Source organism: Chromobacterium sp. Beijing (assembly GCF_021496765.1).
In the GTDB taxonomy this organism is placed as follows: Bacteria; Pseudomonadota; Gammaproteobacteria; order Burkholderiales; family Chromobacteriaceae; genus Chromobacterium.
This window is the reverse complement of record NZ_CP053750.1, coordinates 5,286,109-5,310,809: the sequence shown is the minus strand read 5'-3', so window position 1 is coordinate 5,310,809 and position 24,701 is coordinate 5,286,109. Positions and strand designations below refer to the sequence as shown.

25 protein-coding genes are annotated in these 24,701 nt (G+C 63.4%); 15 read left to right on the top strand and 10 right to left on the bottom strand.

Annotation, left to right across the window (positions count from 1 at the left end; all coding sequences use genetic code 11):
* Nucleotides 1-232: 232 nt before the first annotated feature.
* Both HQN78_RS24900 and HQN78_RS24895 read right to left on the bottom strand, forming a co-directional pair.
* On the bottom strand, nucleotides 233-1,831 hold the full coding sequence (locus HQN78_RS24900) for an ABC transporter substrate-binding protein (RefSeq protein WP_107800343.1): 1,599 nt from the start codon (nucleotides 1,829-1,831) through the stop codon (nucleotides 233-235).
* A gap of 160 nt (nucleotides 1,832-1,991) precedes the next feature.
* A complete protein-coding gene (locus tag HQN78_RS24895; protein WP_227104689.1) occupies nucleotides 1,992-3,113 on the bottom strand; it encodes a beta-ketoacyl-ACP synthase III in 1,122 nt (373 codons plus the stop codon).
* 451 nt (nucleotides 3,114-3,564) lie between these two features.
* On the opposite strand from HQN78_RS24895, the gene iscR reads away from it, so the two are divergent.
* The 10 genes from iscR (at nucleotide 3,565) to udk (ending at nucleotide 10,859) form a co-directional block, all read left to right on the top strand.
* A complete protein-coding gene (iscR, locus tag HQN78_RS24890; protein WP_107800345.1) occupies nucleotides 3,565-4,044 on the top strand; it encodes a Fe-S cluster assembly transcriptional regulator IscR in 480 nt (159 codons plus the stop codon).
* 33 nt (nucleotides 4,045-4,077) lie between these two features.
* Complete coding sequence (locus HQN78_RS24885) at nucleotides 4,078-5,295, top strand: IscS subfamily cysteine desulfurase (RefSeq protein WP_235087056.1); 1,218 nt, start codon at nucleotides 4,078-4,080, stop codon at nucleotides 5,293-5,295.
* A 61-nt stretch (nucleotides 5,296-5,356) separates the two neighbouring features.
* A complete protein-coding gene (gene iscU, locus HQN78_RS24880; protein ID WP_048411946.1) occupies nucleotides 5,357-5,740 on the top strand; it encodes a Fe-S cluster assembly scaffold IscU in 384 nt (127 codons plus the stop codon).
* A gap of 16 nt (nucleotides 5,741-5,756) precedes the next feature.
* Nucleotides 5,757-6,080 carry an iron-sulfur cluster assembly protein IscA gene (gene iscA / locus HQN78_RS24875; protein WP_107800347.1) on the top strand — a complete coding sequence of 108 codons (324 nt, stop codon included), beginning with the start codon at nucleotides 5,757-5,759 and terminating at the stop codon, nucleotides 6,078-6,080.
* Nucleotides 6,081-6,155: 75 nt separating this feature from the next.
* Nucleotides 6,156-6,689 carry a Fe-S protein assembly co-chaperone HscB gene (gene hscB, locus HQN78_RS24870; protein WP_235087053.1) on the top strand — a complete coding sequence of 178 codons (534 nt, stop codon included), beginning with the start codon at nucleotides 6,156-6,158 and terminating at the stop codon, nucleotides 6,687-6,689.
* Nucleotides 6,690-6,797: 108 nt separating this feature from the next.
* On the top strand, nucleotides 6,798-8,660 hold the full coding sequence (hscA, locus tag HQN78_RS24865; protein ID WP_227104694.1) for a Fe-S protein assembly chaperone HscA: 1,863 nt from the start codon (nucleotides 6,798-6,800) through the stop codon (nucleotides 8,658-8,660).
* A gap of 9 nt (nucleotides 8,661-8,669) precedes the next feature.
* Nucleotides 8,670-9,011, top strand: a complete 342-nt coding sequence (fdx, locus tag HQN78_RS24860; protein WP_107800350.1) for an ISC system 2Fe-2S type ferredoxin — start codon at nucleotides 8,670-8,672, stop codon at nucleotides 9,009-9,011.
* 132 nt (nucleotides 9,012-9,143) lie between these two features.
* Entirely contained in the window at nucleotides 9,144-9,338 is a 195-nt protein-coding gene (gene iscX / locus HQN78_RS24855; protein WP_107800351.1) for a Fe-S cluster assembly protein IscX, read from the top strand.
* A 172-nt stretch (nucleotides 9,339-9,510) separates the two neighbouring features.
* Nucleotides 9,511-10,146 carry a glutathione S-transferase family protein gene (locus HQN78_RS24850; RefSeq protein ID WP_107800352.1) on the top strand — a complete coding sequence of 212 codons (636 nt, stop codon included), beginning with the start codon at nucleotides 9,511-9,513 and terminating at the stop codon, nucleotides 10,144-10,146.
* Between the two features lie 92 nt (nucleotides 10,147-10,238).
* Nucleotides 10,239-10,859, top strand: a complete 621-nt coding sequence (udk, locus tag HQN78_RS24845; protein WP_048413454.1) for a uridine kinase — start codon at nucleotides 10,239-10,241, stop codon at nucleotides 10,857-10,859.
* A gap of 1 nt (nucleotide 10,860) precedes the next feature.
* Here the strand turns inward: udk and HQN78_RS24840 are convergent, their stop codons facing one another.
* The 3 genes from HQN78_RS24840 to HQN78_RS24830 all read right to left on the bottom strand — a co-directional run bounded on the left by HQN78_RS24840 (nucleotide 10,861) and on the right by HQN78_RS24830 (nucleotide 12,479).
* A complete protein-coding gene (locus HQN78_RS24840; RefSeq protein WP_235087051.1) occupies nucleotides 10,861-11,187 on the bottom strand; it encodes a hypothetical protein in 327 nt (108 codons plus the stop codon).
* A 16-nt stretch (nucleotides 11,188-11,203) separates the two neighbouring features.
* A complete protein-coding gene (locus HQN78_RS24835; RefSeq protein WP_107800353.1) occupies nucleotides 11,204-11,602 on the bottom strand; it encodes a VOC family protein in 399 nt (132 codons plus the stop codon).
* Between the two features lie 85 nt (nucleotides 11,603-11,687).
* Nucleotides 11,688-12,479, bottom strand: coding sequence for an inositol monophosphatase family protein (locus tag HQN78_RS24830; protein ID WP_235087049.1), 792 nt, complete (start codon nucleotides 12,477-12,479; stop codon nucleotides 11,688-11,690).
* 204 nt (nucleotides 12,480-12,683) lie between these two features.
* On the opposite strand from HQN78_RS24830, the gene HQN78_RS24825 reads away from it, so the two are divergent.
* The gene (locus HQN78_RS24825) at nucleotides 12,684-13,463 is read left to right on the top strand and encodes an RNA methyltransferase (RefSeq protein WP_107800354.1); all 780 of its coding nucleotides are present in this window, start codon (nucleotides 12,684-12,686) and stop codon (nucleotides 13,461-13,463) included.
* The gene (locus HQN78_RS24820) at nucleotides 13,453-14,376 is read left to right on the top strand and encodes a DUF1853 family protein (protein ID WP_235087047.1); all 924 of its coding nucleotides are present in this window, start codon (nucleotides 13,453-13,455) and stop codon (nucleotides 14,374-14,376) included. The genes HQN78_RS24825 and HQN78_RS24820 overlap by 11 nt, the downstream gene beginning before the upstream one ends.
* Nucleotides 14,377-14,435: 59 nt before the next feature.
* Here the strand turns inward: HQN78_RS24820 and fnr are convergent, their stop codons facing one another.
* Nucleotides 14,436-15,182 (bottom strand): fumarate/nitrate reduction transcriptional regulator Fnr, encoded by a 747-nt coding sequence (gene fnr / locus HQN78_RS24815; protein ID WP_043590811.1) that lies wholly within the window; start codon nucleotides 15,180-15,182, stop codon nucleotides 14,436-14,438.
* A gap of 109 nt (nucleotides 15,183-15,291) precedes the next feature.
* Between fnr and hemN the strand changes: the two genes are divergently transcribed.
* Complete coding sequence (hemN, locus tag HQN78_RS24810; protein ID WP_107800356.1) at nucleotides 15,292-16,698, top strand: oxygen-independent coproporphyrinogen III oxidase; 1,407 nt, start codon at nucleotides 15,292-15,294, stop codon at nucleotides 16,696-16,698.
* A 67-nt stretch (nucleotides 16,699-16,765) separates the two neighbouring features.
* Here hemN and HQN78_RS24805 read toward each other — a convergent pair whose 3' ends face one another.
* On the bottom strand, nucleotides 16,766-18,181 hold the full coding sequence (locus HQN78_RS24805; RefSeq protein WP_107800357.1) for a sodium:alanine symporter family protein: 1,416 nt from the start codon (nucleotides 18,179-18,181) through the stop codon (nucleotides 16,766-16,768).
* A 563-nt stretch (nucleotides 18,182-18,744) separates the two neighbouring features.
* Between HQN78_RS24805 and HQN78_RS24800 the strand changes: the two genes are divergently transcribed.
* Both HQN78_RS24800 and HQN78_RS24795 read left to right on the top strand, forming a co-directional pair.
* Nucleotides 18,745-20,757 (top strand): methyl-accepting chemotaxis protein, encoded by a 2,013-nt coding sequence (locus HQN78_RS24800; RefSeq protein ID WP_227104704.1) that lies wholly within the window; start codon nucleotides 18,745-18,747, stop codon nucleotides 20,755-20,757.
* 6 nt (nucleotides 20,758-20,763) lie between these two features.
* The gene (locus HQN78_RS24795; protein WP_235087045.1) at nucleotides 20,764-21,468 is read left to right on the top strand and encodes an ABC transporter substrate-binding protein; all 705 of its coding nucleotides are present in this window, start codon (nucleotides 20,764-20,766) and stop codon (nucleotides 21,466-21,468) included.
* Here HQN78_RS24795 and ugpQ read toward each other — a convergent pair.
* The 3 genes from ugpQ to HQN78_RS24780 form a co-directional block, all read right to left on the bottom strand.
* A complete protein-coding gene (gene ugpQ, locus HQN78_RS24790) occupies nucleotides 21,455-22,213 on the bottom strand; it encodes a glycerophosphodiester phosphodiesterase (protein ID WP_235087042.1) in 759 nt (252 codons plus the stop codon). The two genes, HQN78_RS24795 and ugpQ, sit on opposite strands and share 14 nt — an antisense overlap.
* Nucleotides 22,214-22,350: 137 nt before the next feature.
* Nucleotides 22,351-23,364: a cytochrome d ubiquinol oxidase subunit II gene (locus tag HQN78_RS24785; RefSeq protein ID WP_019100876.1), complete on the bottom strand. Its 1,014-nt coding sequence runs from the start codon at nucleotides 23,362-23,364 to the stop codon at nucleotides 22,351-22,353.
* Nucleotides 23,361-24,701, bottom strand: coding sequence for a cytochrome ubiquinol oxidase subunit I (locus tag HQN78_RS24780; protein ID WP_235087039.1), 1,341 nt, complete (start codon nucleotides 24,699-24,701; stop codon nucleotides 23,361-23,363). Before HQN78_RS24780 ends, HQN78_RS24785 begins: the two co-directional genes overlap by 4 nt.

Here is a 24,701-nt window from a genome sequence, read left to right as displayed (position 1 = left end):
GCTGTGACTGACTACCCTCTGAAAACCACCCAGTAGACGTTCCGCCGCCATCGGGCCCGCCGCCTCTGCGTGCGACTGGAAACCCAAGGCTTGTAGTGGCCAATAGCGCTCCGCTTCAGCGTCGGTCCCGGCCGCAACGCGGACAGGCCGGCATCAGCAGCGCCATTCGCCGAACTTAGCCAAAACATCGGGGCCAGGCCCCCGATGTCGCCGTGTTTTTATTATTTCAGGCTTACTTGACGCTGACGCCGTAGAAGGAGTTCAGGCCGAAGGGGCTGACCTTGAAGCCCTGCACCGATTTCAGCATCGGCTGATTGACGGTGGAGTGGGCGATGGTGGTCATCGGCACTTGCTGTTTGACGATTTCCTGAGCCTTCATGTACAGCTTGGTGCGCTCGGCCACGTTGGCAGTGCGCTTCCCCTTCTGGATCAGGTCTTCAAACGGCTTGTAGCACCACTTGGAGAAGTTGTTGCCGTTCATCGCGTCGCAGCCGAACAGCACGCCCAGCCAGTTGTCCGGATCGCCGTTGTCGCCGGTCCAGCCGATCAACATGGTGTCATGCTCGCCGGCCTTGGCGCGCTTGATGTACTCGCCCCATTCGTAGGAAGTGATCTTGGCCTTGACGCCGATCTTGGCCCAGTCCGACTGCACCATTTCCGCCATCAGTTTGGCGTTGGGGTTGTACGGACGCTGTACCGGCATCGCCCACAAGCTCAGTTCAAAGCCGTTGGGGTAGCCGGCCTTGGCCAGCAGCGCCTTGGCCTTGGCCACATCGTAAGGCGCGTCTTTCAGGCTCTTGTTGTAGGACCACTGGGTCGGCGGCATCGGATTGGTGGCCGGCTGGCCGGCGCCCTGGTACACCGCGTCGATGATGGCTTTCTTATTGATCGCCATGTCCAGCGCCTGACGCACTTCCAGCTTCTCCAGCGGCTTGTGCTTGACGTTGTAAGCCAGGTAGCCCAGGTTGAAGCCCGGCTGCGCGGTCACCGACAGCTTGGAATCGGCCTTCATCGCGGCCAGATCGGTCGGACGCGGGTTGACGGTGATCTGGCACTCGCCGGCTTTCAGCTTCTGGTAGCGCACGGAAGCGTCGGTGGTGATGGCGAACACCAGATTGTCCACTTTCGGGCCGTCGGCCTTGTTCCAGTATTCCTTGTTGGCGGCGAAGCGGATCTGCGCGTCTTTCTGGTAACGCTTGAAGATGAACGGGCCGGTGCCCACCGGCTGCTGATTGATCAGCTGCGGCTTGCCGGCCTTGAGCAGCTTGTCCGCGTACTCGGCGGACTGCACCGAGGCGAAGCTCATCGCCAGGTTCTGCAGGAAGGCCGCGTCCAGGCTCTTCAGAGTGAACTTGACGGTATTGGCGTCAATTTTCTCGACCTTGACGATATTGGTGTCCAGGCCCATATCGGTGAAATACGGGAATTCGGTCGGATAGGCTTTGCGGAACGGATGGTTTTTGTCGACCATGCGGCTGAAGGTGAACACCACATCGTCGGCGTTGAATTCGCGGGTCGGCTTGAAGTAGTCGGTGGTCTGGAACTTCACGCCCTTGCGCAGATGGAAGGTGTAGCTCAGGCCGTCGGCGGCCACATCCCATTTCTCTGCCAGCGCCGGCACCACCTTGGTGCCGCCGCGTTGGAACTGCACCAGGCGGTTGAACACGGTTTCGGCGGAAGCGTCGAAATCGGTGCCGGTAGTGTATTGACCAGGGTCGAAACCCGCCGGGCTGCCTTCGGAGCAGTACACCAGGGTGCCGGCGGCCTGGGCGGCCATCGCGGTCCCGGCGATCAGGCCGGCTGCCAACAGCGCTTTCTTGACAGTTTGCATCTTTATTTCCTTTCCCTTGTACAGACTCATCGGTCTTTCTTGTCAGCGGGATCCAAGCCCGCCATGGGGGATACATTATGCAGAGAGGACGCTTTTGACAAGCGTCCTCTGCTTTTTTCTGCCAAGGGCCCTTCGCGCTAGGACTATTTTTTCCGGCTTATCAGATTTTCCTCAGCACAACGCTGCCCACCGAATAGCCCGCGCCAAAAGATGAAATGACGCCGACATCCCCACTCCGCAGGTCATCCGAATGCAGATGGAATGCAATCACGGAGCCGGCGGAACTGGTGTTGGCGTAACGGTCCAGAATCACCGGCGCCTCTTGATCGCCGGCCTCGCGGCCCAGCACGCGCCGGGAGATCAGCTGGTTCATCGCCAGATTGGCCTGGTGCAGCCAGAAGCGCGCCACCTCGGCCGGCGCGATGCCCAGGCCTTCCAGATGCGCGGCGATGTGATCGCCCACCATCGGGCAGACTTCCTTGAACACCTTGCGGCCTTGCTGCACAAAAAGCTTGTCCGGCTGGCCTATCCCCGCCTCGTCGCAACGATTGAGGAAGCCGAAGTTGTTGCGGATATTATTGGAGAACACCGTGGCCAGCTTGCTGCCCAGCACCTCGTAACGCTGCGCCGAGCTCGCCGCCTCGGCGCGCTCCAGCACCACCGCGGTGCAAGCGTCGCCAAAGATGAAGTGGCTGTCGCGGTCGCGGAAGTTCAAATGGGCGGAACAGATTTCCGGATTCACCATCAGCACCGCGCGCGCCTGGCCGCAAGCGACGGCGTTGACCGCGGTCTGAATGCCGAAGGTGGCGGACGAGCAGGCCACGTTCATATCGAAGGCGTAGCCCTGGATGCCGAGCGCCTGCTGCACTTCGATGGACACCGCCGGGTACGGACGCTGCATATTGGAGCAGGCGACGATGACCATGTCGATGTCCGCGGCGCTGCGGCCGGCGCGTTCCAGCGCCTGGCGCGCCGCGGCCACCGCCATCTCCGCCTGCACCGACAACTCGTCGTTGCCGCGCTCCGGCAAACGCGGCGCCATTCTGGCCGGATCCAGCACCCCGCTCTTGTCCATCAGGAAACGTTGCTTGATGCCGGAGGCTTTCTCAATGAATTCGGAACTGGACTCGGCCAGCGCTTCCATTTCTCCGGCGGCGATCCGGTCCGCGTGCTGCTGATTGTGAGCGTGTACAAAGGCATTGAAAGCCGCGACCAGTTCCTGGTTGCTGACCGCGTGCGGCGGCGTGAACAAGCCGGTTCCGCTAATGACGACCTTGTGCATGAATTGTCCTTTTAGCCCCCCGTGACCCGGGTAAGTGTAGATTTTTGTTGCGGCGACGACAGTCCTCGCTGCGCCGCCCGAGCGGAAATGCCCGCCCCGTTTCGGCCCGTCCGCGGACGATCCTTATCCGTCGCCGGATTCTACACCAAGCCCTTCATCTGAAAGTAATAAAACCGCAAACGCGGCCGCGGCGCGGCTCGCGGCCCTTCCCGCCTCTGCGCGGCCGGCTCGCGCCGCCCTGCCGACGCCCGATTCCGGCCTGCGGCCTGCCGCGAATCCCGTAGGCAAAACTACCCCTCGAACTAAAAACCGAGTAAAATGATCGGCTTTGCGCAGCCGCATCCTCTTGCCTCCGCCGATAATAGTTGACTAAAACAGTCGGATATTAGGTATAATCGTCTGCATCAGGAATTCATCCTCCTCCAAATACCCACTCTTGGAGACCAGAGACATGCGTTTAACCACTAAAGGGCGTTTTGCCGTCACCGCGATGCTGGATCTGGCATTGCGCGAGAGCGGCGGCCCGGTCACGCTGGCCGGCATCAGCGAGCGTCAAGGCATCTCGCTCTCCTACTTGGAACAACTCTTCGGCAAGCTGCGGCGCGCCGAACTGGTGGACAGCGTGCGCGGCCCCGGCGGCGGCTACACCCTGGCCAAGACTCCGATCGACATCTCCGTGGCCGACATCATCACCGCCGTGGACGAGCCGGTGGACGCCACCCAGTGCGGCGGCCGCGAGAACTGTCGCGGCAATCAGCGCTGCATGACCCACGATTTGTGGACCAATCTGAACGTCACCATTTTCGACTACCTGTCCAAGGTCAGCCTCGCCAGCCTGGTTGAGCAGCAAAAGACCAAGGAAAACACTGTATTGCAGGATAAGCGCGAATGCAGCGTGGTTCACGCTTCTGCCGCCTCCGGCGCCCTGTGAGGCGCGGACCCATCTTCTGTGGAGAGAATATAAATGAGCCAGCTCAAGCATCCGATCTACCTCGACTACTCGGCCACCACGCCGGTAGACCCGCGCGTTGCCGACAAGATGATTCCCTATCTTTACGAAAAGTTCGGCAACCCGGCCTCCCGCAGCCACAGCTTCGGCTGGGACGCGGAGGAAGCGGTGGAGAACGCGCGCGCTGAAGTGGCCAAGCTGATCAACGCCGACTCCAAGGAAATCGTCTGGACCTCCGGCGCCACCGAGTCCGACAACCTGGCGATCAAGGGCGCCGCCCACTTCTACAAGAGCAAGGGCAAGCACCTGATCACCGTCAAGACCGAACACAAGGCGGTGCTGGACACCATGCGCGAGCTGGAGCGCCAGGGCTTTGAAGTGACCTATCTGGGCGTGCAGGACAACGGCCTGCTGGACATTGAAGAATTCAAGGCCGCCATCCGCCCGGACACCATCGTCGCCTCGGTGATGTTCGTCAACAATGAAATCGGCGTGGTGCAGGACATCGAACAGCTGGGCGAAATCTGCCGCACCAAGGGCGTGATCTTCCACGTCGACGCCACCCAGGCGCCGGGCAAGGTGATCATCGACATGGAAAAGCAGAAAGTGGACCTGCTCAGCCTGTCCGCCCACAAAGTGTACGGCCCCAAGGGCATCGGCGCGCTGTACGTGCGCCGCAAGCCGCGCGTGCGCCTGGAAGCGCAGATGCACGGCGGCGGCCATGAGCGCGGCTTCCGCTCCGGCACCCTGGCCACCCACCAGATCGTGGGCATGGGCGAAGCCTTCCGCATCGCCCGCGAAGAGATGGACAGCGAGCGCGAACGCATCCGCATGCTGCGCGACCGCCTGTGGAACGGCATCAAGAACATGGAAGAGGTCTACATCAACGGCGACATCGACCAACGCGTGCCGCACAACCTCAATGTCAGCTTCAACTTCGTCGAAGGCGAAAGCCTGATCATGGCGATCAAGGAGCTGGCCGTATCCAGCGGTTCGGCTTGTACCTCGGCTTCGCTGGAGCCGTCCTACGTGCTGCGCGCGCTGGGCCGCAACGACGAAATGGCCCACAGCTCGATCCGTTTCACGCTGGGCCGCTTCACCACCGAGGAGGAAATCGACTTCGCGGTGAATCTGCTAAACCAAAAGATCGGCAAGCTGCGCGAACTGTCCCCCTTGTGGGAAATGTTCAAAGACGGCGTGGATCTGAATTCGGTTCAATGGGCCGCCCACTAAGGGCGACAGCAATATCCAGCGCCGAACCGGCCAGGCCGGAGCGGCGCTGAAGGAGACAATCATGGCATACAGCGACAAGGTAATGGATCACTACGAAAACCCGCGCAACGTGGGCTCTTTCGAAAAAGGCGACGACAGCGTGGGCACCGGCATGGTGGGCGCGCCGGCCTGTGGCGACGTGATGAAGCTGCAAATCAAGGTGGGCGAGGACGGCGTGATTCAGGACGCCAAGTTCAAGACTTACGGCTGCGGCTCCGCCATCGCCTCCTCCTCGCTGGTGACCGAATGGGTCAAGGGCAAATCGCTGGACGAAGCGTTGGATATCAAGAACACCGCCATCGCCGAAGAACTGGCCTTGCCGCCGGTGAAGATTCACTGCTCCATCCTGGCCGAAGACGCGATCAAGGCCGCGGTCAACGACTACAAGCAAAAGCACGGCAAATAATCAGCGGGGACACATCATGGCTATCACCCTTTCCGAACGCGCCGCCGCTCACGTCAGCGCCTTCATCGCCAAACGCGGCAAGGGCTTGGGCATCCGTCTGGGCGTCAAGACCTCCGGCTGCTCCGGCATGGCCTACAAGCTGGAGTTCGTCGACGCGGCCAGCGACGAAGACGTGACCTTTGAAAGCCATGGCGTCACCGTGTTCACCGATGCCAAGAGCCTGGCCTATCTCGACGGCACCGAGCTGGATTACGCCAAGGAAGGCTTGAACGAGGGGTTTCAGTTCAACAACCCCAACGTCAAAAACGAGTGCGGCTGCGGCGAAAGCTTCAACGTCTGACCCCGGCAGGCGGGCGCGCTTCGGCGCCGCCCGCCCGTCGTCCAACTGTACGCTAGGTTTTCCGGCCCCGTCCCTATGAGCACCGATTTCAGCCAAGACTTCTTCTCCCTGTTCAATCTGCCGCGCCGTTTCGCCATCGACGGCCAAGCGCTGGAGCACGCCTGGCGCACCGCCGCGGCCCAGGTCCATCCCGACCGCTACGCCAGCAGCTCCGACGCCGAAAAACGCAGCGCGCTGATGCAGGCCACCCGGGTCAACGAAGCCTACCAAACGCTGAAGTCGCCGCTGAACCGCGCCCGCTACCTGCTGACGCTCGCCGGCGTGGACACCCAGGAAGACACCAACACTCAGATGCCGGCCGCCTTCCTGATGGCGCAGATGGAATGGCGCGAAAACATCGAAGACGCCCGCGCCGGCGGCGAGCTCGAACGCCTGGAAGCCTTGTCGCGCCAGTTGCGGGACGAGAGCCGCTCGCATCAGGCTGAGCTGGAGTTGGCGCTGGACCAGCGCGCCGACTTGGACGCCGCCGCGCTTCTAGTGAGAAAATTGCGGTTTTTGGAAAAACTGGACCAGGAAATCGGCGATGCCATCGAGGCGCTGCTTGACTGAGCCCTCGGCCGCCGGCCCTTCCCCGTCGTGGGGATCCCGCTCCGGCCCGTCCTCTCCATCCGCCTCCGCCGCAGCAGGCGGCTTACCTCGAACTGATTTGAACTGAATATGGCCTTACTGCAAATCGCCGAACCCGGCCTCTCCGCCGCCCCTCACCAACACCGCTTGGCGATCGGCATCGATCTGGGCACCACCAATTCCCTGGTGGCCTCGGTGCGCAGCGGATCCGCCGCCGTACTCAAGGACGAGCACGGCCGCAGCCTGCTGCCCTCGGTGGTGCGCTACGCCGAAGAAGGCGGCGTCAGCGTGGGCTACGACGCCCAGAAAGAGCAGAACAAGGACCCCCACAACACCATCGTCTCGGTGAAGCGCTTCATGGGCCGCGGCCTGGCCGATCTGCCGGACGTTCGCAACCTGCCCTATCGCTTCGTCGACGCGCCCGGCATGCTGCAACTGGTGACCCGCGGCGGCATCAAAAGCCCGGTGGAAATCTCCGCCGACATTCTGCGCACCCTGAAACAGCGTGCCGAAGCCAGCCTGGGCGGCGATCTGACCGGCGCGGTCATCACCGTGCCGGCCTATTTCGACGACGCCCAGCGTCAGGCCACCAAGGACGCCGCGCGCCTGGCCGGCCTGAACGTGCTGCGCCTGCTGAACGAACCCACCGCCGCCGCCATCGCCTACGGGCTGGACAACGGCAGCGAAGGCATATACGTCGTCTACGATCTGGGCGGCGGCACCTTCGACGTCTCCATTCTCAAACTCAGCCGCGGCGTGTTCGAAGTGCTGGCCACCAGCGGCGACTCCGCGCTGGGCGGCGACGACTTCGACCATCGCGTCTACTGCTGGATGCTGGAACAAGCCGGCCTGTCCGGGCTAGGCGCCCAGGATACCCGCTTGCTGCTGACCCGCGCCCGCGAGGCCAAGGAAGCGCTGACCGAGCACGCGGAGACTCAGATCACCGCACTGCTGTCCGACGGCCAGGCCCTGAACCTGACGCTGGACCAGGACACCTTCCGCGGCATCACCAAGAACCTGGTGGACAAGACTCTGCTGCCGGTGCGCAAGGCGCTGCGCGACGCCGGCGTCGCCGCGGACGAGGTCCATGGCGTGGTGATGGTGGGCGGCGCCACCCGCATGCCCCAGGTGCAAAAAGCCGTCGGCGATTTCTTCCGCCAGGAGCCGCTGACCAATCTGGACCCGGACAAGGTCGTCGCCTTGGGCGCGGCGATCCAGGCCAATGTGCTGGCCGGCAACAAGGGCGACGACGAGTGGCTGCTGCTGGACGTGATCCCGCTGTCGCTGGGCATTGAGACCATGGGCGGCCTGACCGAGAAGATCATTCCGCGCAACAGCACCATCCCTGTGGCCCGCGCCCAGGACTTCACCACTTTCAAGGACGGCCAGACCGCGATGTCCATCCACGTGCTGCAAGGCGAGCGCGAACTGGTGGCCGATTGCCGTTCGCTGGCCAAGTTCACCTTGAGCGGCATCCCGCCGATGGTGGCCGGCGCGGCGCGCATCCGCATCACCTTCCAGGTGGACGCCGACGGCCTGCTGGAAGTGTCCGCCCGCGAACAGACCAGCGGCGTGGAAGCGCGCATCGAGGTCAAGCCCTCCTACGGCCTGAGCGATGAGGAAATCAGCCGCATGCTGACCGAGTCCATGACCCATGTGCATGAAGACATCGAGGCGCGCAAACTGCGCGAAGCCGTCGTCGACGCCACCAGCCTCAGCGAGGCCTGTCGCGTTGCGCTCGCCAGCGACGGCGATCTGCTGGACGCCGACGAACGCGCCGCGGTGGAAGAGGCGCTGGCCGCCGTGGACGCCGCCATCGCCGCCGCTCAAATCGCGCGCGAGGTCAACGAGGCCTCCGGCCGCCTCAACCGCGCCACCGAAGAATTCGCCTCGCGCCGCATGGATCGCAATATCCGACGCGCGCTCAAAGGCCACAACATTTCCGATTTGTAAGGATCCGCCATGCCGCGAATCATCGTATTGCCCCACGCCGACCTCTGCCCGGAAGGCCTGGTCATCGACAACGCCGAACCCGGCCAGAACATCTGCCAGGTCCTGCTGGATCACGATATCGAGATCGAGCACGCCTGCGAGATGTCCTGTGCCTGCACAACCTGCCATTGCATCGTCCGCGAAGGCGGCGACTCCCTGAACGAAGCCGACGAGCTGGAAGAAGACCTGCTGGACAAGGCCTGGGGACTGGAAGCCCAGTCCCGGCTGTCCTGCCAGGCCATTGTCGCCGATGAGGATTTGGTGATAGACATTCCCCGGTACACCATCAACCACGCCCGCGAACACCACTAGGAACACGCCCTAAAATCCCTGTAGCCGCGTTGCGCCGCCTTGCCGTACCTCATGTACTGTCCGCGGCGGCGCGCCTTGCTACAGCCGCTGCGCTGGATTTTATGAGCGGTTCCCCGCTCAGGAGACAAGAAGATGAAATGGACCGACGTGCTGGACATCGCCATCGAACTGGCGGAAACCCATCCGGAAGTCGACCCCAAGACCGTGCGCTTCGTTGATCTGCACAACTGGGTCGTCGAGCTGCCGGATTTTGACGACGACCACAGCCGCGGCGGCGAACGCGTGCTGGAGGCGATCCAGCAAGCCTGGATCGACGAGGTGGAATAAGCCTCCCCGCCCCCCGTTTTAGCAAGGCCGCGTCGCAGGATGCGGCCTTTTTGCCGTCTTGGGCCCAAAACCCGCCGTCTCCGCATAGGAAAAGACGGGCCGATGGCGGTATCATCGGACAAAGGCTGCGACAGCCCGCCGGCAGCCTCCTCTTTCGAAACGGAGCTCCCTGATGTTCACCCTCATCATCGGCAATAAAAACTACTCCTCCTGGTCCCTGCGCCCCTGGCTGGTGCTGAAAATGCTGGACGAGCCGTTTGAAGAGCAGCAGATCGATCTCTACCTGTCCGACACCAAGGCCCGCATCCTGGCCGCCAACCCGGCCGGCAAGGTGCCGGTGCTGATAGACCGCAAGCTGCGGATCTGGGATTCGCTGGCCATCTGCGAATACCTGGCCGAATGCTTTCCCGCCGCCAAGCTGTGGCCGGACGACGCGGGACTGCGCGCGGTCGCCCGCTCCATCGTCGCCGAGATCCACTCCGGCTTCTCCGCGCTGCGCGAACACCTGGCGATGAATCTGACGCTGCGCCACATCAATTATCAGAGCACGCCGGCGGTGGAGTTCGACATCGCCCGCATCATCTCGCTGTGGGAAGAGCATCTGCCGCGCCACCAGGCCAACGGCGAATTCATCTTCGGCGGCTTCAGCATCGCCGACGCCTTCTTCGCTCCCATCGCCACCCGCTTCCACACTTATAACGTCAAATTGCCGGAGCAATCGCAGGCTTACGTCGATCGTCTGCTGGCTTTGCCGGCGATGCGGGAGTGGTATGAGGCCGCCCAGGCGGAAGGTCAGCGCGCTTCATAGCGGATAATGTCGCAATTAGAGTGGAAGGACGCGCCATAACTCATTAGAATGGCGCGTTTTTTTATCATTTTTACGCGTAGAAGGATAGTTTCATGACCACCCCGTTCATCATCGGCGTTGCAGGCGGCAGCGGCAGCGGTAAAACCACGGTGACCAATCAAGTGCTGGAAACCATTGGCTCCGAGATGGCGGCAGTGATCATTCAAGACTATTACTACCGCGATCAGAGCCATCTGACCTTCGAACAACGGCTGGCCACCAACTACGACCACCCGCAAGCCTTCGACTGGCCGCTGCTGATCGAGCACATCGACGATCTGCGCAACGGCCGCGCCATCGAAATGCCGGTCTACGACTTCGCCAACCACACCCGCGCCGAGGAAACCATCACCGTGCAGCCGGCGCCGGTCATCGTCATCGAAGGCCTGTTCCCGCTGTACGACGCCGCGCTGCGCGACATGATGTCCTTGAAGATCTTCGTCGACACCGATTCCGACGTGCGCTTCATCCGTCGTCTCAAGCGCGACATCACCGAGCGCGGCCGCACCACCGACAGCGTGATCGAACAATACCTGACCACGGTGCGCCCGATGCACAATCAGTTCATCGAGCCCACCAAGCGCTTCGCCGACGTGATCCTGCCGCACGGCGCCAATGATCCGGCGGTGGACATCATCACCACCAAGGTGGCGAGCCTGATGGTGCACAACTGATTTACCCGGCGGCGTCCGCGCCGCCGTCTTCCGCCCGCTCAGCGGGCCCCAAGCACAGGAGCACTCCATGCACACGATCAAACCGCGCAATCCGCACGCTTGCGCGCCCATCATGAAAAAAGGCGGCGCCCACGGACAAAGCCGCTCCGGACAGCGCCAGGCCGGACGCCAGGCCATGCTGGCCGAACTGGATCTGGATTGGGATCTGGATTGGAACGAAGCGGACGCCTATCCGCCGCAGCCGCAAGCCGCTGCCGACGACGAGCCGGCGGTTTTTGGCGACGTGAATAACAAAGAGCCGCGCAATGCGCGGCTCTTTGTTATTCACGGGGCCCAGCCGGCGTTTAAACGTCGGACTTCAACTGCAGCAAATCCCAGCGATTGCCGTACAAGTCCTCGAACACCACCACGGTGCCGTATTCCTCCTCGCGCGGCTGCTCGCTGAAGCTCACGCCCGCCGCCGCCATGCGGCGGTAATCGCGCCAGAAATCGTCGGTATGCAGGAAGAAACCCACGCGGCCGCCGGTCTGGCCGCCCACCGCCGCCTGCTGCCGCGCATTGCTCGCCTTGGCCAGCAGCAGCGCGCACTCGCTCGCTCCCGGCGGCGCCACGCGCACCCAGCGCTTGTCCTCGCCCTGGCGCTCATCCTCCAGCAAGACAAAGCCCAGCTTGTCCACATACCAGGCGATGGCTTCATCGTAATCCGTCACCACCAGGGCGACCGAACCCAAAAACTGTTTCATATCACGCTCCAAACAAAAACGGCGCCCCCGAGGACGCCGTGACGCGTTAGCCGCTCAAACCCCAAGGGGCCCAAGCCGGCAGCGCTTACTTGCCGATATGCGGCGCCAGCGTATACAGCAGCTGCGCCAGCACTTTCGGGTTGGCGGCGACGATGTCGCCGGATTCCAGCCAGCCTTGTTCGCCGGACAAGTCGGTGACGATGCCGCCCGCTTCCTGCACGATCAGGCTGCCCGCTGCGATGTCCCAAGGCTTGAGGTTCAGCTCCCAGAAACCTTCCACGCGGCCGCAAGCGACATTGCACAGGTCCAGCGAGGCCGCGCCTTCGCGGCGCACGCCGGCGGTCTTGGCCAGCACATCCTTGAGCATGCCCAGGTATTGGTCGATATAGCTTTGATCGGACACCGGGAAGCCGGTGGCGATCACGCATTCATTCATCATGAAGCGTTTGGACACGCGGATGCGGCGATCGTTGAGGAAGGCGCCGACGCCGCGCGAGGCGGTGAACAGATCGTTGCGGTTGGGGTCGAAGACCACGGCTTGCTGCACCTGGCCCTTGTGCGCCAGCGCGATGGAGATCGCGTACTGCGGGTGGCCGTGCAGGAAGTTGGTAGTGCCGTCGATCGGATCGATGATCCACTCGTATTCCGACGAACCGATGCCTTTCGCGCCGGACTCTTCTGCTAGAATCGCGTGCTTGGGATAAGCTTCCAGAATGGAAGCGATGATGGACTCTTCCGCGGCGCGGTCCACTTCGGTCACGAAGTCATTGTGTTTCTTGCGCTCTACGCGCACCGCGTCGAGATTCAGCGACGCGCGCTGGATGACACTGCCGGCGCGGCGAGCGGCTTTCACCGCGACATTGAGCATCGGATGCATTGACGGCCTCTACACTTTCAACCATGACAGACGTCCGCCACATGACGCGACGTCTGCTAGTAACAATCTGGGTTAAGGAACAAGAAAAACCCGGCGCAATCGGGCAAGGCCGCACGCCTGCCCAATCCGGCAAACGCTGGCCTTGCGCGCAAAACGGCGCGCGGGCTTTTTCGATAAGCCGGCTATTTTAATGTGAAACTGCTGATGAATAAACCCCAAGTACCTGATTTTCTGAAAAACATTCGCATCGTGTTGGCCCGCCCCAACCATCCGGGCAATATCGGCTCCGCCGCCCGGGCGATGAAAACCATGGGCCTGAGCCGGCTGTATCTGGTTGAACCCAAAGTGTTTCCCAGCGACGAGGCCAATACGCTGGCCTCCGGCGCGGTGGATCTTCTGGAGCAGGCCACCGTGGTGTCCAGCCTGGCCGAGGCCTTGCAAGACGTCACCATCGCCTGCGCGCTGACCAGCCGCCGTCGCGAGCTGACCACCCCGCTGTCCACCCCGCGCCAGACCACGCCGGAACTGGTGGCGCGCGCCCGCGCCGGCGAACAGGTGGCCCTGGTGTTCGGCAACGAGACCTTCGGCCTGTCCATTGAAGAAGTCGAACAATGCAACCGCCTGGTGACCATCCCCGGCAACCCGGACTACTTCTCGCTGAATCTGGCGATGGCGGTGCAGGTGATGACTTACGAACTGTTCAGCCACACCGGCGTGGACGTCGACTATCTGCGCGCAGACAGCGACGCGGCGGCGCTGGGCGAGGTGGAGGGCTTCTGCGGCCACCTGGAACAGACCATGGACAAGATAGGCTATTTCCGCCGCCGCAACAGCGAACGGATGATGCGCCGGATGCGCACCCTGTTCAACCGCGCCGGCCTGCTGCGCGAGGAAATCGACATCCTGCGCGGCTTCCTCAAACAGGTGCAGCGCGCCGCCGACGGCGAAGTCCGCCGCGACGCGCCCGGACAGGATGGCGAATAAGCCGCCGTTCACCCTGCCCTACGCGCACCCGGCGGTGCGCGATCTGGCTTTTCTGCTCTCCGCGCCCTCTCCCTGGCGCAGCGGCGCGGACATCCCGCCGCAGCGGCTGCTGGGGGCCGACGGCCCCGCCTTGCTGCAAACGCTGGACGCCGATCCTGCCGAACTTCAGCACTGGCTGGCGCGCCAGCCCACCCGCCGTCTGGGCCATTACGCGGAACGGCTGCTGTCCTTCTGGTTCCGGCTGGCGCCGCACATCGAACTGGTGGCCAGCAATCTGCCGGTGCGCGCACCGGACGGCCGCACCGTCGGCGAGTTCGACTTCCTGCTGCGCCTAGACGGCCAACCGCTGCATCTGGAAGCCGCCAGCAAGTTCTATCTGCAACTGGGCCGCAGCGCGGACACCTTGACCGGCCCCAGCCTGCGCGACGCCTGGGCGCTGAAAGCCCATAAACTGCAAACCCAGCTGCGCCTGTCCCGCCACCCGGCGGCGCAAGCGACGCTGCCGGCGGGCTTTGAGGGCTGCGCGGTCGGCGCCCGGCTCAGCGGCTGGCTGTTCCACGCCCGCGACACCGCGCCGGAAGCCCCGCCCGGCGCCCAGCCGCTGTACGGGCAATACTGGCCGCTGCGCGGCGACTGGCCGGTGCTGAACGCGGATTCGCGCTGGGCCTGGCTGCCCAGGCTCAGTTGGCTGGCGCCGGCGCGCCGCTCGCGGGAACACACCGCCGACGCGGCGGAACTACGCGCGCGCCTGGAACAGGCCGAGGCGCCGCAGCTGCTGGCCGAACTGCAGCCCGGCCCCGACGGCGACTGGCATGAAGTGGCCCGCGGCTTCGCCGTGCCGCCGGGCTGGCCTCAGGAGGCGCCGCTGTCGCGGCTGCTGCTGCAAATCGCGGACTGCGCGCCGGCCCCATGAAAAAAGGCAAGCCCGAGGGCTTGCCTTGCGTTTTCCATCTGTCCGCCCGCGCGGCGGAATCAATGTCCGTTGGCGTGAGCGCAGCCGGAAATCAGCGCCTTCAATTCGTCCACCATCACCAGTTGGATGTGCTTGTGATCGACGGTGATCCAGCCTTGCTGCTGGAACTTGGACAGCGTGCGGCTGACGGTTTCCAGCTTCAGGCCGAGGAAGCTGCCGATTTCCTCGCGGCTCATGCGCAGGATGAAGTCATTGGCGGCGAAGCCGCGGGTGGACAGACGCTGCGACAGATTGAGCAGGAAGGCGGCCAGGCGCTCTTCCGCCTTCATGTTGCCCAATAACAACATTACATTCTGATCGCGAACGATCTCGCGGCTCATCAGGCGGTAGAAATGGTGCTGCAGGGTGGGAATTTCGCGGCCCAGGCTCTCCATGCGGCTGAACGGCAGCTCGCACACCTCGCTGTCCTCCAGCGCGATGGCGTCGCAGCCGTGCACATTGGCGGAAATGCCATCCAGGCCCATCAGTTCGCCGGACATATGGAAGCCGGTGACCTGCTCGCGGCCGTCCTGGCTGGCGACGCTGGTCTTGAAGAAGCCGGTGCGCACCGCGAACAGCGAACGGAAGCCTTCGCCGCTGCGGAACAAGTACTCGCCGCGCTTCAAACGGCGGCTTTGGCGGATCACCGCGTCGAGCTGGGTCAGCTCCTCGCGGTTAAGCCCCACAGGTAGACAAAGTTCCTTCAGGCTGCAGTTGGAGCAGGAGACCTTCAGGTTATGCAAAGAGATATGGTTCTGATCGGACATGGCATGTTTAGTACAAGCTTGCGATGAAGCTTGACCCTTATCAAAGCGAAATTCGCAGGATTTCCGCAAATTTACCAGTCCACCAGAGGTTTTGCCATCCAAATACGACATGAAGACCACCCACCCATTTTCTCCTGCCCATTTTGAATTCGACCGCGCGCTGATTGAGCGCCTCGACGGGACAGGTCCTAGATATACGTCATACCCGACAGCGGATCGCTTTACGCCGGGTTTTGCCGAAAGAGACTACATCCACTGGCTACGGCAGCGCAGCATCGGCGCCAACCGGAAACCTTTATCATTGTACGCTCATATACCTTTTTGCAACACTATCTGCTACTACTGCGGTTGCAACAAGATCATCACCAAGGACAGCGGCAAAGCGGACTTGTACCTGGACTACCTGGAGAAGGAGGTCCGCATGATCGCCTCCTGTCTGGGCCGCCGCGAGCAAGTGATACAGCTGCATTTCGGCGGCGGCACCCCCACTTTCTTGTCCGACGCACAACTGGAACGATTGATGACCTTGCTCAAGACTCATTTCGAGTTCTTGAAGGAGGGGGAGTATTCCATAGAAATAGACCCGCGCAAAGTCAGCGCGGCGACAATCTTCAAACTGGCCGAACTCGGCTTCAACCGCATCAGCGTCGGGATTCAGGACTTTGAACCGGCGGTGCAGCAGGCGGTGAACCGGGTGCAGTCCGAAGAGGAAACGCTGGAGGTGATCCAGGCCGCGCGCGACGCCGGCTTCAAGTCCGTCAGCGTCGACCTGATCTACGGCCTGCCGCTGCAGACTCGGGAATCGGTGCGCCGCACGCTGGACAAGGTGATCGCCATCGGGCCGGACCGGCTGGCGCTGTACAACTACGCCCACCTGCCCACCGTGTTCATGCCGCAGCGGCGCATCAACGAGGCCGATCTGCCCTCGCCGGAAACCAAGCTGGACATCCTGCAGGACTCGGTGCAGCGCCTGGCCGACGCCGGCTATGTCTTCATCGGCATGGATCACTTCGCCAAGCCGGACGACGAACTGGCCTCCGCCCTGCGCCAGGGCCGGCTGCAACGCAATTTCCAGGGCTACTCCACCCATGCGGACTGCGACATGATCGGTCTTGGCGTGTCCTCCATCGGCAAGGTCGGCCCCTGTTACAGCCAGAGCGCCAAGGACCTGGACAGTTATTACGCGGCGCTGGACAGCGGCCATCTGCCGGTGTTGCGCGGGCTGACGCTGGACAATGACGACATCCTGCGCCGCAGCATCATCCAGGGCCTGATGTGTCGCTTCTCGCTGTCGGTGGAGGCGCTGGAAGAGATCCACGGCATCAACTTCGCCGAGTACTTCGCCGAAGAACTGCCGCAGATCCGCGAATACCAGCAACTGGGCCTGCTGTCCTTCGACGGCGACTTCATCATGGTGGAGCCCAAGGGCCGCTTCCTGATCCGCAATATCGCGATGATCTTCGACCGCCATCTGCGGGAGCGCCGCACCCAGGCGCGCTACTCCAAGACCATTTGAACGAGGCTAGCAACAAAACAGCCCGCGTCTGGACGCGGGCTGTTTATCGTTGGAGCCGGACGCAGGCTTACCAGATGTCTTTTTCCACCTTGGCGGCCAGTTCCGGGTAATCCGCCACCTTGAACACCGGGGTGGACTCGCCCCGCTTCAGCTGACGCTCGTAATCCTTCAGCACGATGAAGAAATAACGCGACAGCAGCACGATGGCCACCAGATTGATCAGCGCCATCAGGCCCATGGCGAAGTCGGCCATATCCCACACCAGCGGCAGGCTGGCCACCGCGCCGAACATCACCATCGCCAGCACGATCAGACGGAAGGCCAGCAAGATCCCCTTATTGCTGCGGATGAATTCGACATTGCCCTCGGCGTAAGCGTAATTGCCGATGATGGTGGAAAAGGCGAACAGGAACATCGCCACCGCCAGGAAGGATGCGCCTATCGGGCCGAACTGCGATTCGATCGCCTTCTGCGTCAGCGCCACGCCGCTCAAACCCTGGTCATACACGCCGGACAGCAGAATGATGGCGGCGGTGGCGGTACAGATCACCATGGTGTCGATGAAGACGCCGAACATCTGGATCGCGCCCTGACTCGCCGGGTGACGCGAAGTCGCCGTCGCCGCCGCGTTGGGGGCGGAGCCCATGCCCGCCTCATTGGAGAACAGGCCGCGCTTGATGCCCAGCATCATCGCCTGGCTCACCGCATAGCCGGCGAAGCCGCCCGCCGCCTGCTCCAGACCGAAGGCGCTCTTGACGATCAACACGATCAAACCCGGCAGCTCGGCCGCGTGCGCCGCCAAGACATAGAAGGTCATCAGCAGATAAATGGCCGCCATCACCGGCACCAGCCACTCGGCCACCCGCGCCACCGAGCGCACGCCGCCAAAAATGATGGGGGCGGTCATCACCACCAGGGCGATGCCCACCATATAGCGGTTCCAGCCCCAGGCGCCCTCGGTGGCCGCCACGATGGAGTTGGCCTGCACCGCGTTGAACACCAGGCCGAAGGCCAGGATCAGACACAGGGCGAAGATCACGCCCAGCCAGCGTTGCCCCAGGCCTTTCTGGATGTAGTAGGCCGGGCCGCCGCGGAAGGTGTCGTCATGGTGATTGGTCTTGAACAGCTGCGCCAAAGTCGATTCGGCGAAAGCGCTGGCCATGCCCAGCATGGCGGTCAGCCACATCCAGAACACCGCGCCGGGGCCGCCGGCGGCAATGGCGATGGCCACGCCGGCGATATTGCCGGTGCCCACCCGGCTGGCGAGGCCGGTGGCGAAAGCCTGGAACGGCGAAATATCGTCCTTGCTGCGATGGCCGCCGCGGCCGCCCATCATTTCGCGCCAGCCGCGCGCGAACAGCCTCAGCTGCAACAGGCCGGAACGCAACGAGAAATACAAGCCGACGGCCAACAACAGGCCGATCAGCATCTTGCCCCAAATCACATCATTGGCGGCATTGATAAACGAATGAAGCAAGTCCATGGATCCTCTTAAAGCTCTGAGCGTGGCAATCTGGAAATGGGCGACGCGCGCCGGAAGGATTTCAGACTGGAAGATTGACCCCGTCCCGATCTTGGCGCCGGGCTCGAGGGTTGCGGTCTTGACGAGACAGCTCCCCGCGGCCCTCAGGCCGCCTGCTTCGGGACACCGCTTCGTCAGACTGTTTTGATGCGAAACCCGGCGAATTTAGCAAAATAGAGTGATTGCTGGCAATGCCGGACGCCATCGGCCAAAGCCGCGCCAGCCGGCTTTCCGTCGCGCCCGGACACGCCTTTGTCATTGATCCCGTCCAGAGAGCGGCCTATTTATCCAAGCACAAAACAATCAAAAGTCATTTTTGATGACTTAAGCATTATGGCCGGTTGCCTTCATACGCCAGACAAGGCAAAGCTCATGCTCCCGCCCGCAATGAACTGATACGCGGCGCTTCAGCCCAGCCATCGCATTTCATGCGGCAATCGCAGTCCGTGAAAATTGCCTATTCTGGAACTGGCGCGGTAGACGTTCACATTGCGGGCGTCGCCGCCACAGTCAGGAGCGAAATCATGACAACGCCCGTGGTAAGGCTGATGCAGCGCTTGAGCTACCCCAGCCGCTTTGCGCTGATCGGCGCGGTCTTTGCCGTCGCCTTACTCTATATGGTGTACGGTCTGTATCGAACCAATCAGGACAATATCGACTTTTCGCAAAAAGAAAGAGTCGGCGTGTCCTACATCCAGCCGCTGCATCACCTGCTGGGCGCGCTGGAACAAGCTCAGGATCTGGCCGTGCGTGCGGCGCAGGGCGAGGCCGCCGCCAAGGCGGCGCTGCCGGCGGCGCAGGCGCAGTTGGAGCAAGGCTGGAACCGGCTGCAAAGCGCCCATGAACAATACGGCGCCATCCTGCAAACCGACGAGGCCTGGAAAACCGCCAGCGCCGCGCGAGGCACGCTGTCGCGGATAGGCGCGGCGCCGCCGCCGCAAGTGATCGCCAGCTTTGACAGCACAGCGGACAAACTCAACGCCCTGCTCGGCGCAGCCAGCGACAATTCCAATCTGACGCTGGACCCGGACATCGACAGCTATTACCTGATGGACGCCGCCACCGCCAAGCTGCCCTCGCTGAGCAACTATATCGGCGAAGCGCTGGCCTGGGCTGCCAAACCGGAAGCCGGCCAGGCGCTGACGCCGGCGGAACGCGACCGCCTGGTGGAGCTGCGCCCGCTGATCAACGGCGCGCTGGACGGCTTGAATGGCGATCTGGCCAAGGCGCTGGCCTACAATCCGGCGCTGAAGACCGCGCTGAACGCCGAATCCCAGGCCTTGGCCGCGTTTCATCAAGGCCAGGGCGCGGCCATAGACAAGGCCATCGCCGGCCAAACCGGCGCGGCCTTGGCGGTGAGCGGCATGGCGGCGAAAAACGCCGAGATCGGCGCCCGCTTCGGCGACGTGACGCTGAACAATCTGGACACGCTGCTGCAAGCCCGCATCGAACGGATGCAGGCCCAGCGCAATTTCTACATCGGCATCGGCCTGGCCGCCATGCTGCTGGCCAGCTTCCTGTTCCACCAGCTCTATCTGTCCATCACCCTGCAACTGGGCGGCGAGCCTTTCTACGTTCAAAGCGTGGTCGAGCAATTGGCCGCCGGCCAGCTGGGCACCCGCATCCAGTTGCGCGAACAGGACCGTAGCAGCTTGCTGGCCTCCATCGGCCAGATGCGCGACCAATTGCGCGACACCGTGACCCAGTTGCTGGACACCTCGCGCGAAGTCAATTCGGCCGCCGACCAGATGGCGCAAAGCGCCCAGAACGTGTCCCACAGCAGCACCAAGCAAACTCAGGCGGCGGCCAGCATGGCGGCGGCGATCGAACAGTTGAGCACCAGCCTGATGGTCAGCGCCGAGCAATCGGAACAAGCCAATCAACTCTCGCGCGCCGCGGTCAGCCAATCCAGCGAGGGCAACGCCATCATCCACGACGCCAGCGCCAGCATGGACAGCATCGTGCGCGACGTGTCCTCGGCCTCGGAAACCATAGGCGCGCTGGGCCAGCAATCGGAGTCCATCGCCAGCATCGTCGATGTGATCCGCGATGTCGCCGACCAAACCAATCTGCTGGCGCTGAACGCCGCCATTGAAGCCGCGCGCGCCGGCGAACAAGGCCGCGGCTTCGCCGTGGTGGCCGACGAGGTGCGCAAGCTGGCGGAACGCACCGCGCAATCCACCACCGAGATCAGCACCATCGTCTCCGACATCCAGCGCACCTCGCAGCAGGCCATCGCCAATATGCAAACCGGCATGAGCGCCATCATGCAAGGCCAGGAAAACACCCGCAACGCCGGCGCCAGCATCGCCTCCATCCGCCAATGCGTGGACCAGGTGCTGGACAGCATCCATCAAATCACTCAGGGGCTGAAGGAACAGAGCAGCGCCAGCCAGTCCCTGGCGCAAAACGTGGAGAGCGTGGCGCGGATGTCGGAAACCAACGCCAGCGCCGTCGAAGCCAGCGCGCAGACCGCCGGCGAACTGCAGTCGGTGTCGCAGCGGCTGGGGCAGCTCGCCGGCCGCTTCAGCGTCTAGGCCGCGATGCGGCGCCTGCTGTGGCTGGGGATCGCGGCGCTGGCCCCGGCGCCGGCCGCGGCGGCCGGGCTGACCATACTGGTCAGCCCTCAGCCCCCCATCATCGAAGTGTCAGCCGATCAGCAACGCGTCTCCGGCGCCGCCATCGACCTGATGCGCGCGCTGTCGCAACGCGCCGGCCTGCCGTTCAAGTTCGCGCCCTACCCCACCGCCCGCGCGGTGCTGCTGGTCCGGCACACCCCGGACACCTGCCTGACCGCCGCCCGCTTTCCCGAACGCGAGGCGCTGTTCCGCTGGAGCGAGCCCATCATCCGCCTGCGACTGGTGCTGCTGGCGCGTCAAGACGAGACCCGCCGCTTCGGCAAGGCGGAGCAGGCCCGGCAATTCCACATCGGCGCCGTCCGCGGCACCGCCGTGGCCAGCCGGCTAAGACAACAGGGCTGGGCGCTGGACGAAAGCGCGGACTTGGAAACCAGCCTGCGCAAACTGCAATTGGGCCGCATCGACTTGCTGGCCACGCTGGATGTGGGCATACAGGGCATGGCCGACAAAATGAAAATGGCGACGCCGCGCGTCGCCCTGGTGGTGAATGAGACGGACATCTATTTCGCCTGCCATCCTCAATTGAGCGACGACGCCATGCAACGGCTGAACCACGCCATCCTGACGATGAGGGCGGACGGGAGCTTCAAGGCTTTCAATCTGAAATAGGCCGCAGCAAATCCAAGCGATCCGTGCAGACGCTGTCCACGCCCCAGGCCAGCAAGCGCTCGGCGTCGGCCGGCCGGTTCACCGTGTAGCACAGCAATTGAAAGCCGGCTCGCTTGATCTCGGCGCTCAGCTCAGCGCTCAAGCTCTGGTGATCACAGTGCAGCGCAATACAAGCCAGTTCGCGCAAACGCGCCTCCCAGTCCGCCGGCGCCTGCTCCACCAGCCAGGCGCGCGGCAAATGCGGCGCGGCGTCGCGCGCGGCGCGCAGCGCCTCGTCGGAAAAAGACGACAGCAAGGGCGGCTGCGCGGCGCCGGCCCATAGCCGCACGGCTTCCGCCGCCACCGCCGCGCCGGTGTCCGCCTCCCGTCCCGGGCAGGGTTTGATCTCGATGTTCAAGGCGATGCCGTGCGCAAGGCAATAAGCGGCGACATTGTCCAGCGTCGGCATCGGCTCGCCGGCAAAAGCCGCGCCCTTCCAGCCGCCGGCGTCCAGCCGCGCCAATTGCGCCATGCTCATCGCCGCCGCCGCGCCGCGGCCGTTGCTGGTGCGCTCCACCGTGTCGTCGTGCAGCAGAAAGCAGACATTGTCCGCGGACAGCTTCACATCGCATTCCGCGCCGCGGTAGCCGTAGCGCAAGCCTTCGCGAAATCCCGCCAGGGTGTTCTCCGGCGCCAGGACGCCGCCGCCGCGATGGGCGATGAAGCGGGGATAAGGCCATTGCCGGCCGGACGTGGATTGGGACATGGGCGCTTCCTTGCGGACCTCGGACAAAAGGCGTCATTGTCGCCGACGCGGATTGCAGGCGGATGACGCGCTTCCAGTATGGCAAAAGCCGCCTCTGCTCGGCAAAGGCGGCTTCGTCAAGGACGGAAATCGCAAGCTTATTGGTAAGTCAGCGCATTGGCCTTGCCGTGGAACACCCGATAGACGAAGGCCGTGTACAGCAGAATCACCGGCAGCACCACCGCCGCGCCCCAGAAGATCACCCACAGCGCCGCGGTGTCGCTGGCCGCCTGCCAGATGTTCAGCCGGCCGATCACCACCTCCGGGAACACGCTATAGGTCAGGCCCCAGAACGACAACAGCACGATGCCGACGGTGCAGGCGAACGGCGCCCAGCACCAATTGTCGTTGCCTGCCGCCTGGCGCACCGCCAGCCGCGGCAGGATCACCCACAAGGTGGCGAACAACACGATGCAACCCAAGGGCAGCGGCAGCAACAGCAGGAACTCCGGCAAGGCGAACCACTTGGCGGCGATATGGCTGCTGGCCAGCGGCGTGGCAGCCGACACCAGTAGCACCGACAGGCCGGCGCCGGCCAGGCTGCGCCGCGCCCAGGCCACCGCCTTGGCCTGCAAAGCGCCGCTGGTTTTCATGATCAGCCAGCCTGCGCCCAACAGCGTATAGGCCGCCGCCAGGCCGATGCCGGCCAGCAAGGCGAAACCCCAGGCCAGCCAGCCTTCGGCGAAACCGGTCAGATAGCGGCCCAGCATCACGCCCTGGGTCAACGCCGCCAACAGGGAACCGCAGGCGAAGGCGACGTTCCACCACGGCTTGTGCGGTTCGCGCGCCTTGACGCGGAAATCGAAAGCCACGCCGCGCACGATCAAGCCGGCCAGCATCAGCGCCACCGGCAGATAGAGTTCGCCCAGGATGATGCCGTGCGCCAGCGGGAAGCCCACCAGCAACAAGCCCACGCCCAGCACCAGCCAGGTTTCGTTGGCGTCCCAGAACGGACCGATAGACGCGATCATCATGTCCTTCTCGTCGTCCTCGGCGAAGGGCAGCAGCAGGCCCACGCCCAGATCGTAACCGTCCAGCACCACGTAAATCAGCATGGCCAGGGCCATCAGGCCGGCGAACACCACCGGCAACCAATACACAGCGCCACTCATGCCAGTTTCTCCTCGAGATGCGCGGCTTCGCCGCCGGACTGGCCGGCAGCCTTGCCGGCCATGTAGAACAAGACCGACACATAGGCGGTCAGCAACACCAGGTATAGACCCAGATACATCGCCAGGGTGGACGCCACCATGCCTCCCGTCGCCGGGCCCGCCGCCTGCGCGGTGGTCAGCACCCCTTCCACCAGCCACGGCTGACGGCCGATCTCGGTCACGTACCAGCCGGCCAGGGTCGCCACCCAGCCGGCGAAAGTCATGCCCACCAGCGCCCGCAGCATCAGCGGCGCCAGCTGGCCGCGACGGCGCAGTTGCCAACAGGCCAGCCAGGACACCAGCAGCATCAGCGCGCCGACGCCCGCCATCACCCGGAAGCTCCAGAACACCTTGCCCACCGGCGGATGCTGGGCGAACTCGTTGAGGCCGCGGATCTCGCCGTTGGGATCGTGGGTGATGATCAGGCTGGCCAGTTTGGGAATGCCCACCGCCATATCGTTCTGCCGCGTTTCCGCATTGGGCAGCGCGAACAGCAACAGCGGCGCGCCCTTCTCGGTATGCCAGATGCCTTCAATCGCCGCCAGCTTGGCCGGCTGATGCTTGAAGGTGTTCAGGCCGTGCATGTCGCCCACGAAGATCTGCAGCGGAATCAGCAGCGCCGCGGTGATCACGCCGGTTTTCAAGGCCATCTTGGCGCCGTCGCTGCGGTCGCCCTTCAGCCGGCGATAAGCGGACAGGCCGGCCACCAGGAAGGCCGTGGTCAGGCCGGAAGCGATCAGCATATGGGTCAGCCGGTAAGGCAGCGAAGGATTGAAGATCACCTCCAGCCAGCTGGTCACCACCGCCTTGCCGTCCACCATCTTGAAGCCGGCCGGGGTCTGCATCCAGGAATTCAAGGCCAGGATCCAGAACGCCGACACCGTGTTGCCGAAGGCGACCAGGAAGGTGGCCCAGGTATGCACCCGCTCCGACACCCTGGAACGGCCGAACAGCATCACGCCGAGGAAGGTGGCCTCCAGGAAGAAGGCGGTCAGGATTTCGTAAGCCAGCAAGGGACCGGCGATATTGCCCACCGTCTGCATATAGCCTGGCCAGTTGGTGCCGAACTGGAAGCTCATGGTCACGCCGCTGACCACGCCCAGCGCGAAGGACAGCGCGAAAATCTTCACCCAGAAGCCGTAGGCGTCCATCCAGCCCTGCTGGCCGGTCTTGAGATAGCGCAGTTTGAAGAACAGCAGCACCCAGCCCATCGCGATATTGATGGTGGGAAACAAGATGTGGAAGGAAATATTGGCGCCGAACTGAATGCGCGCCAATACCAACGGGTCAAAGTCCAT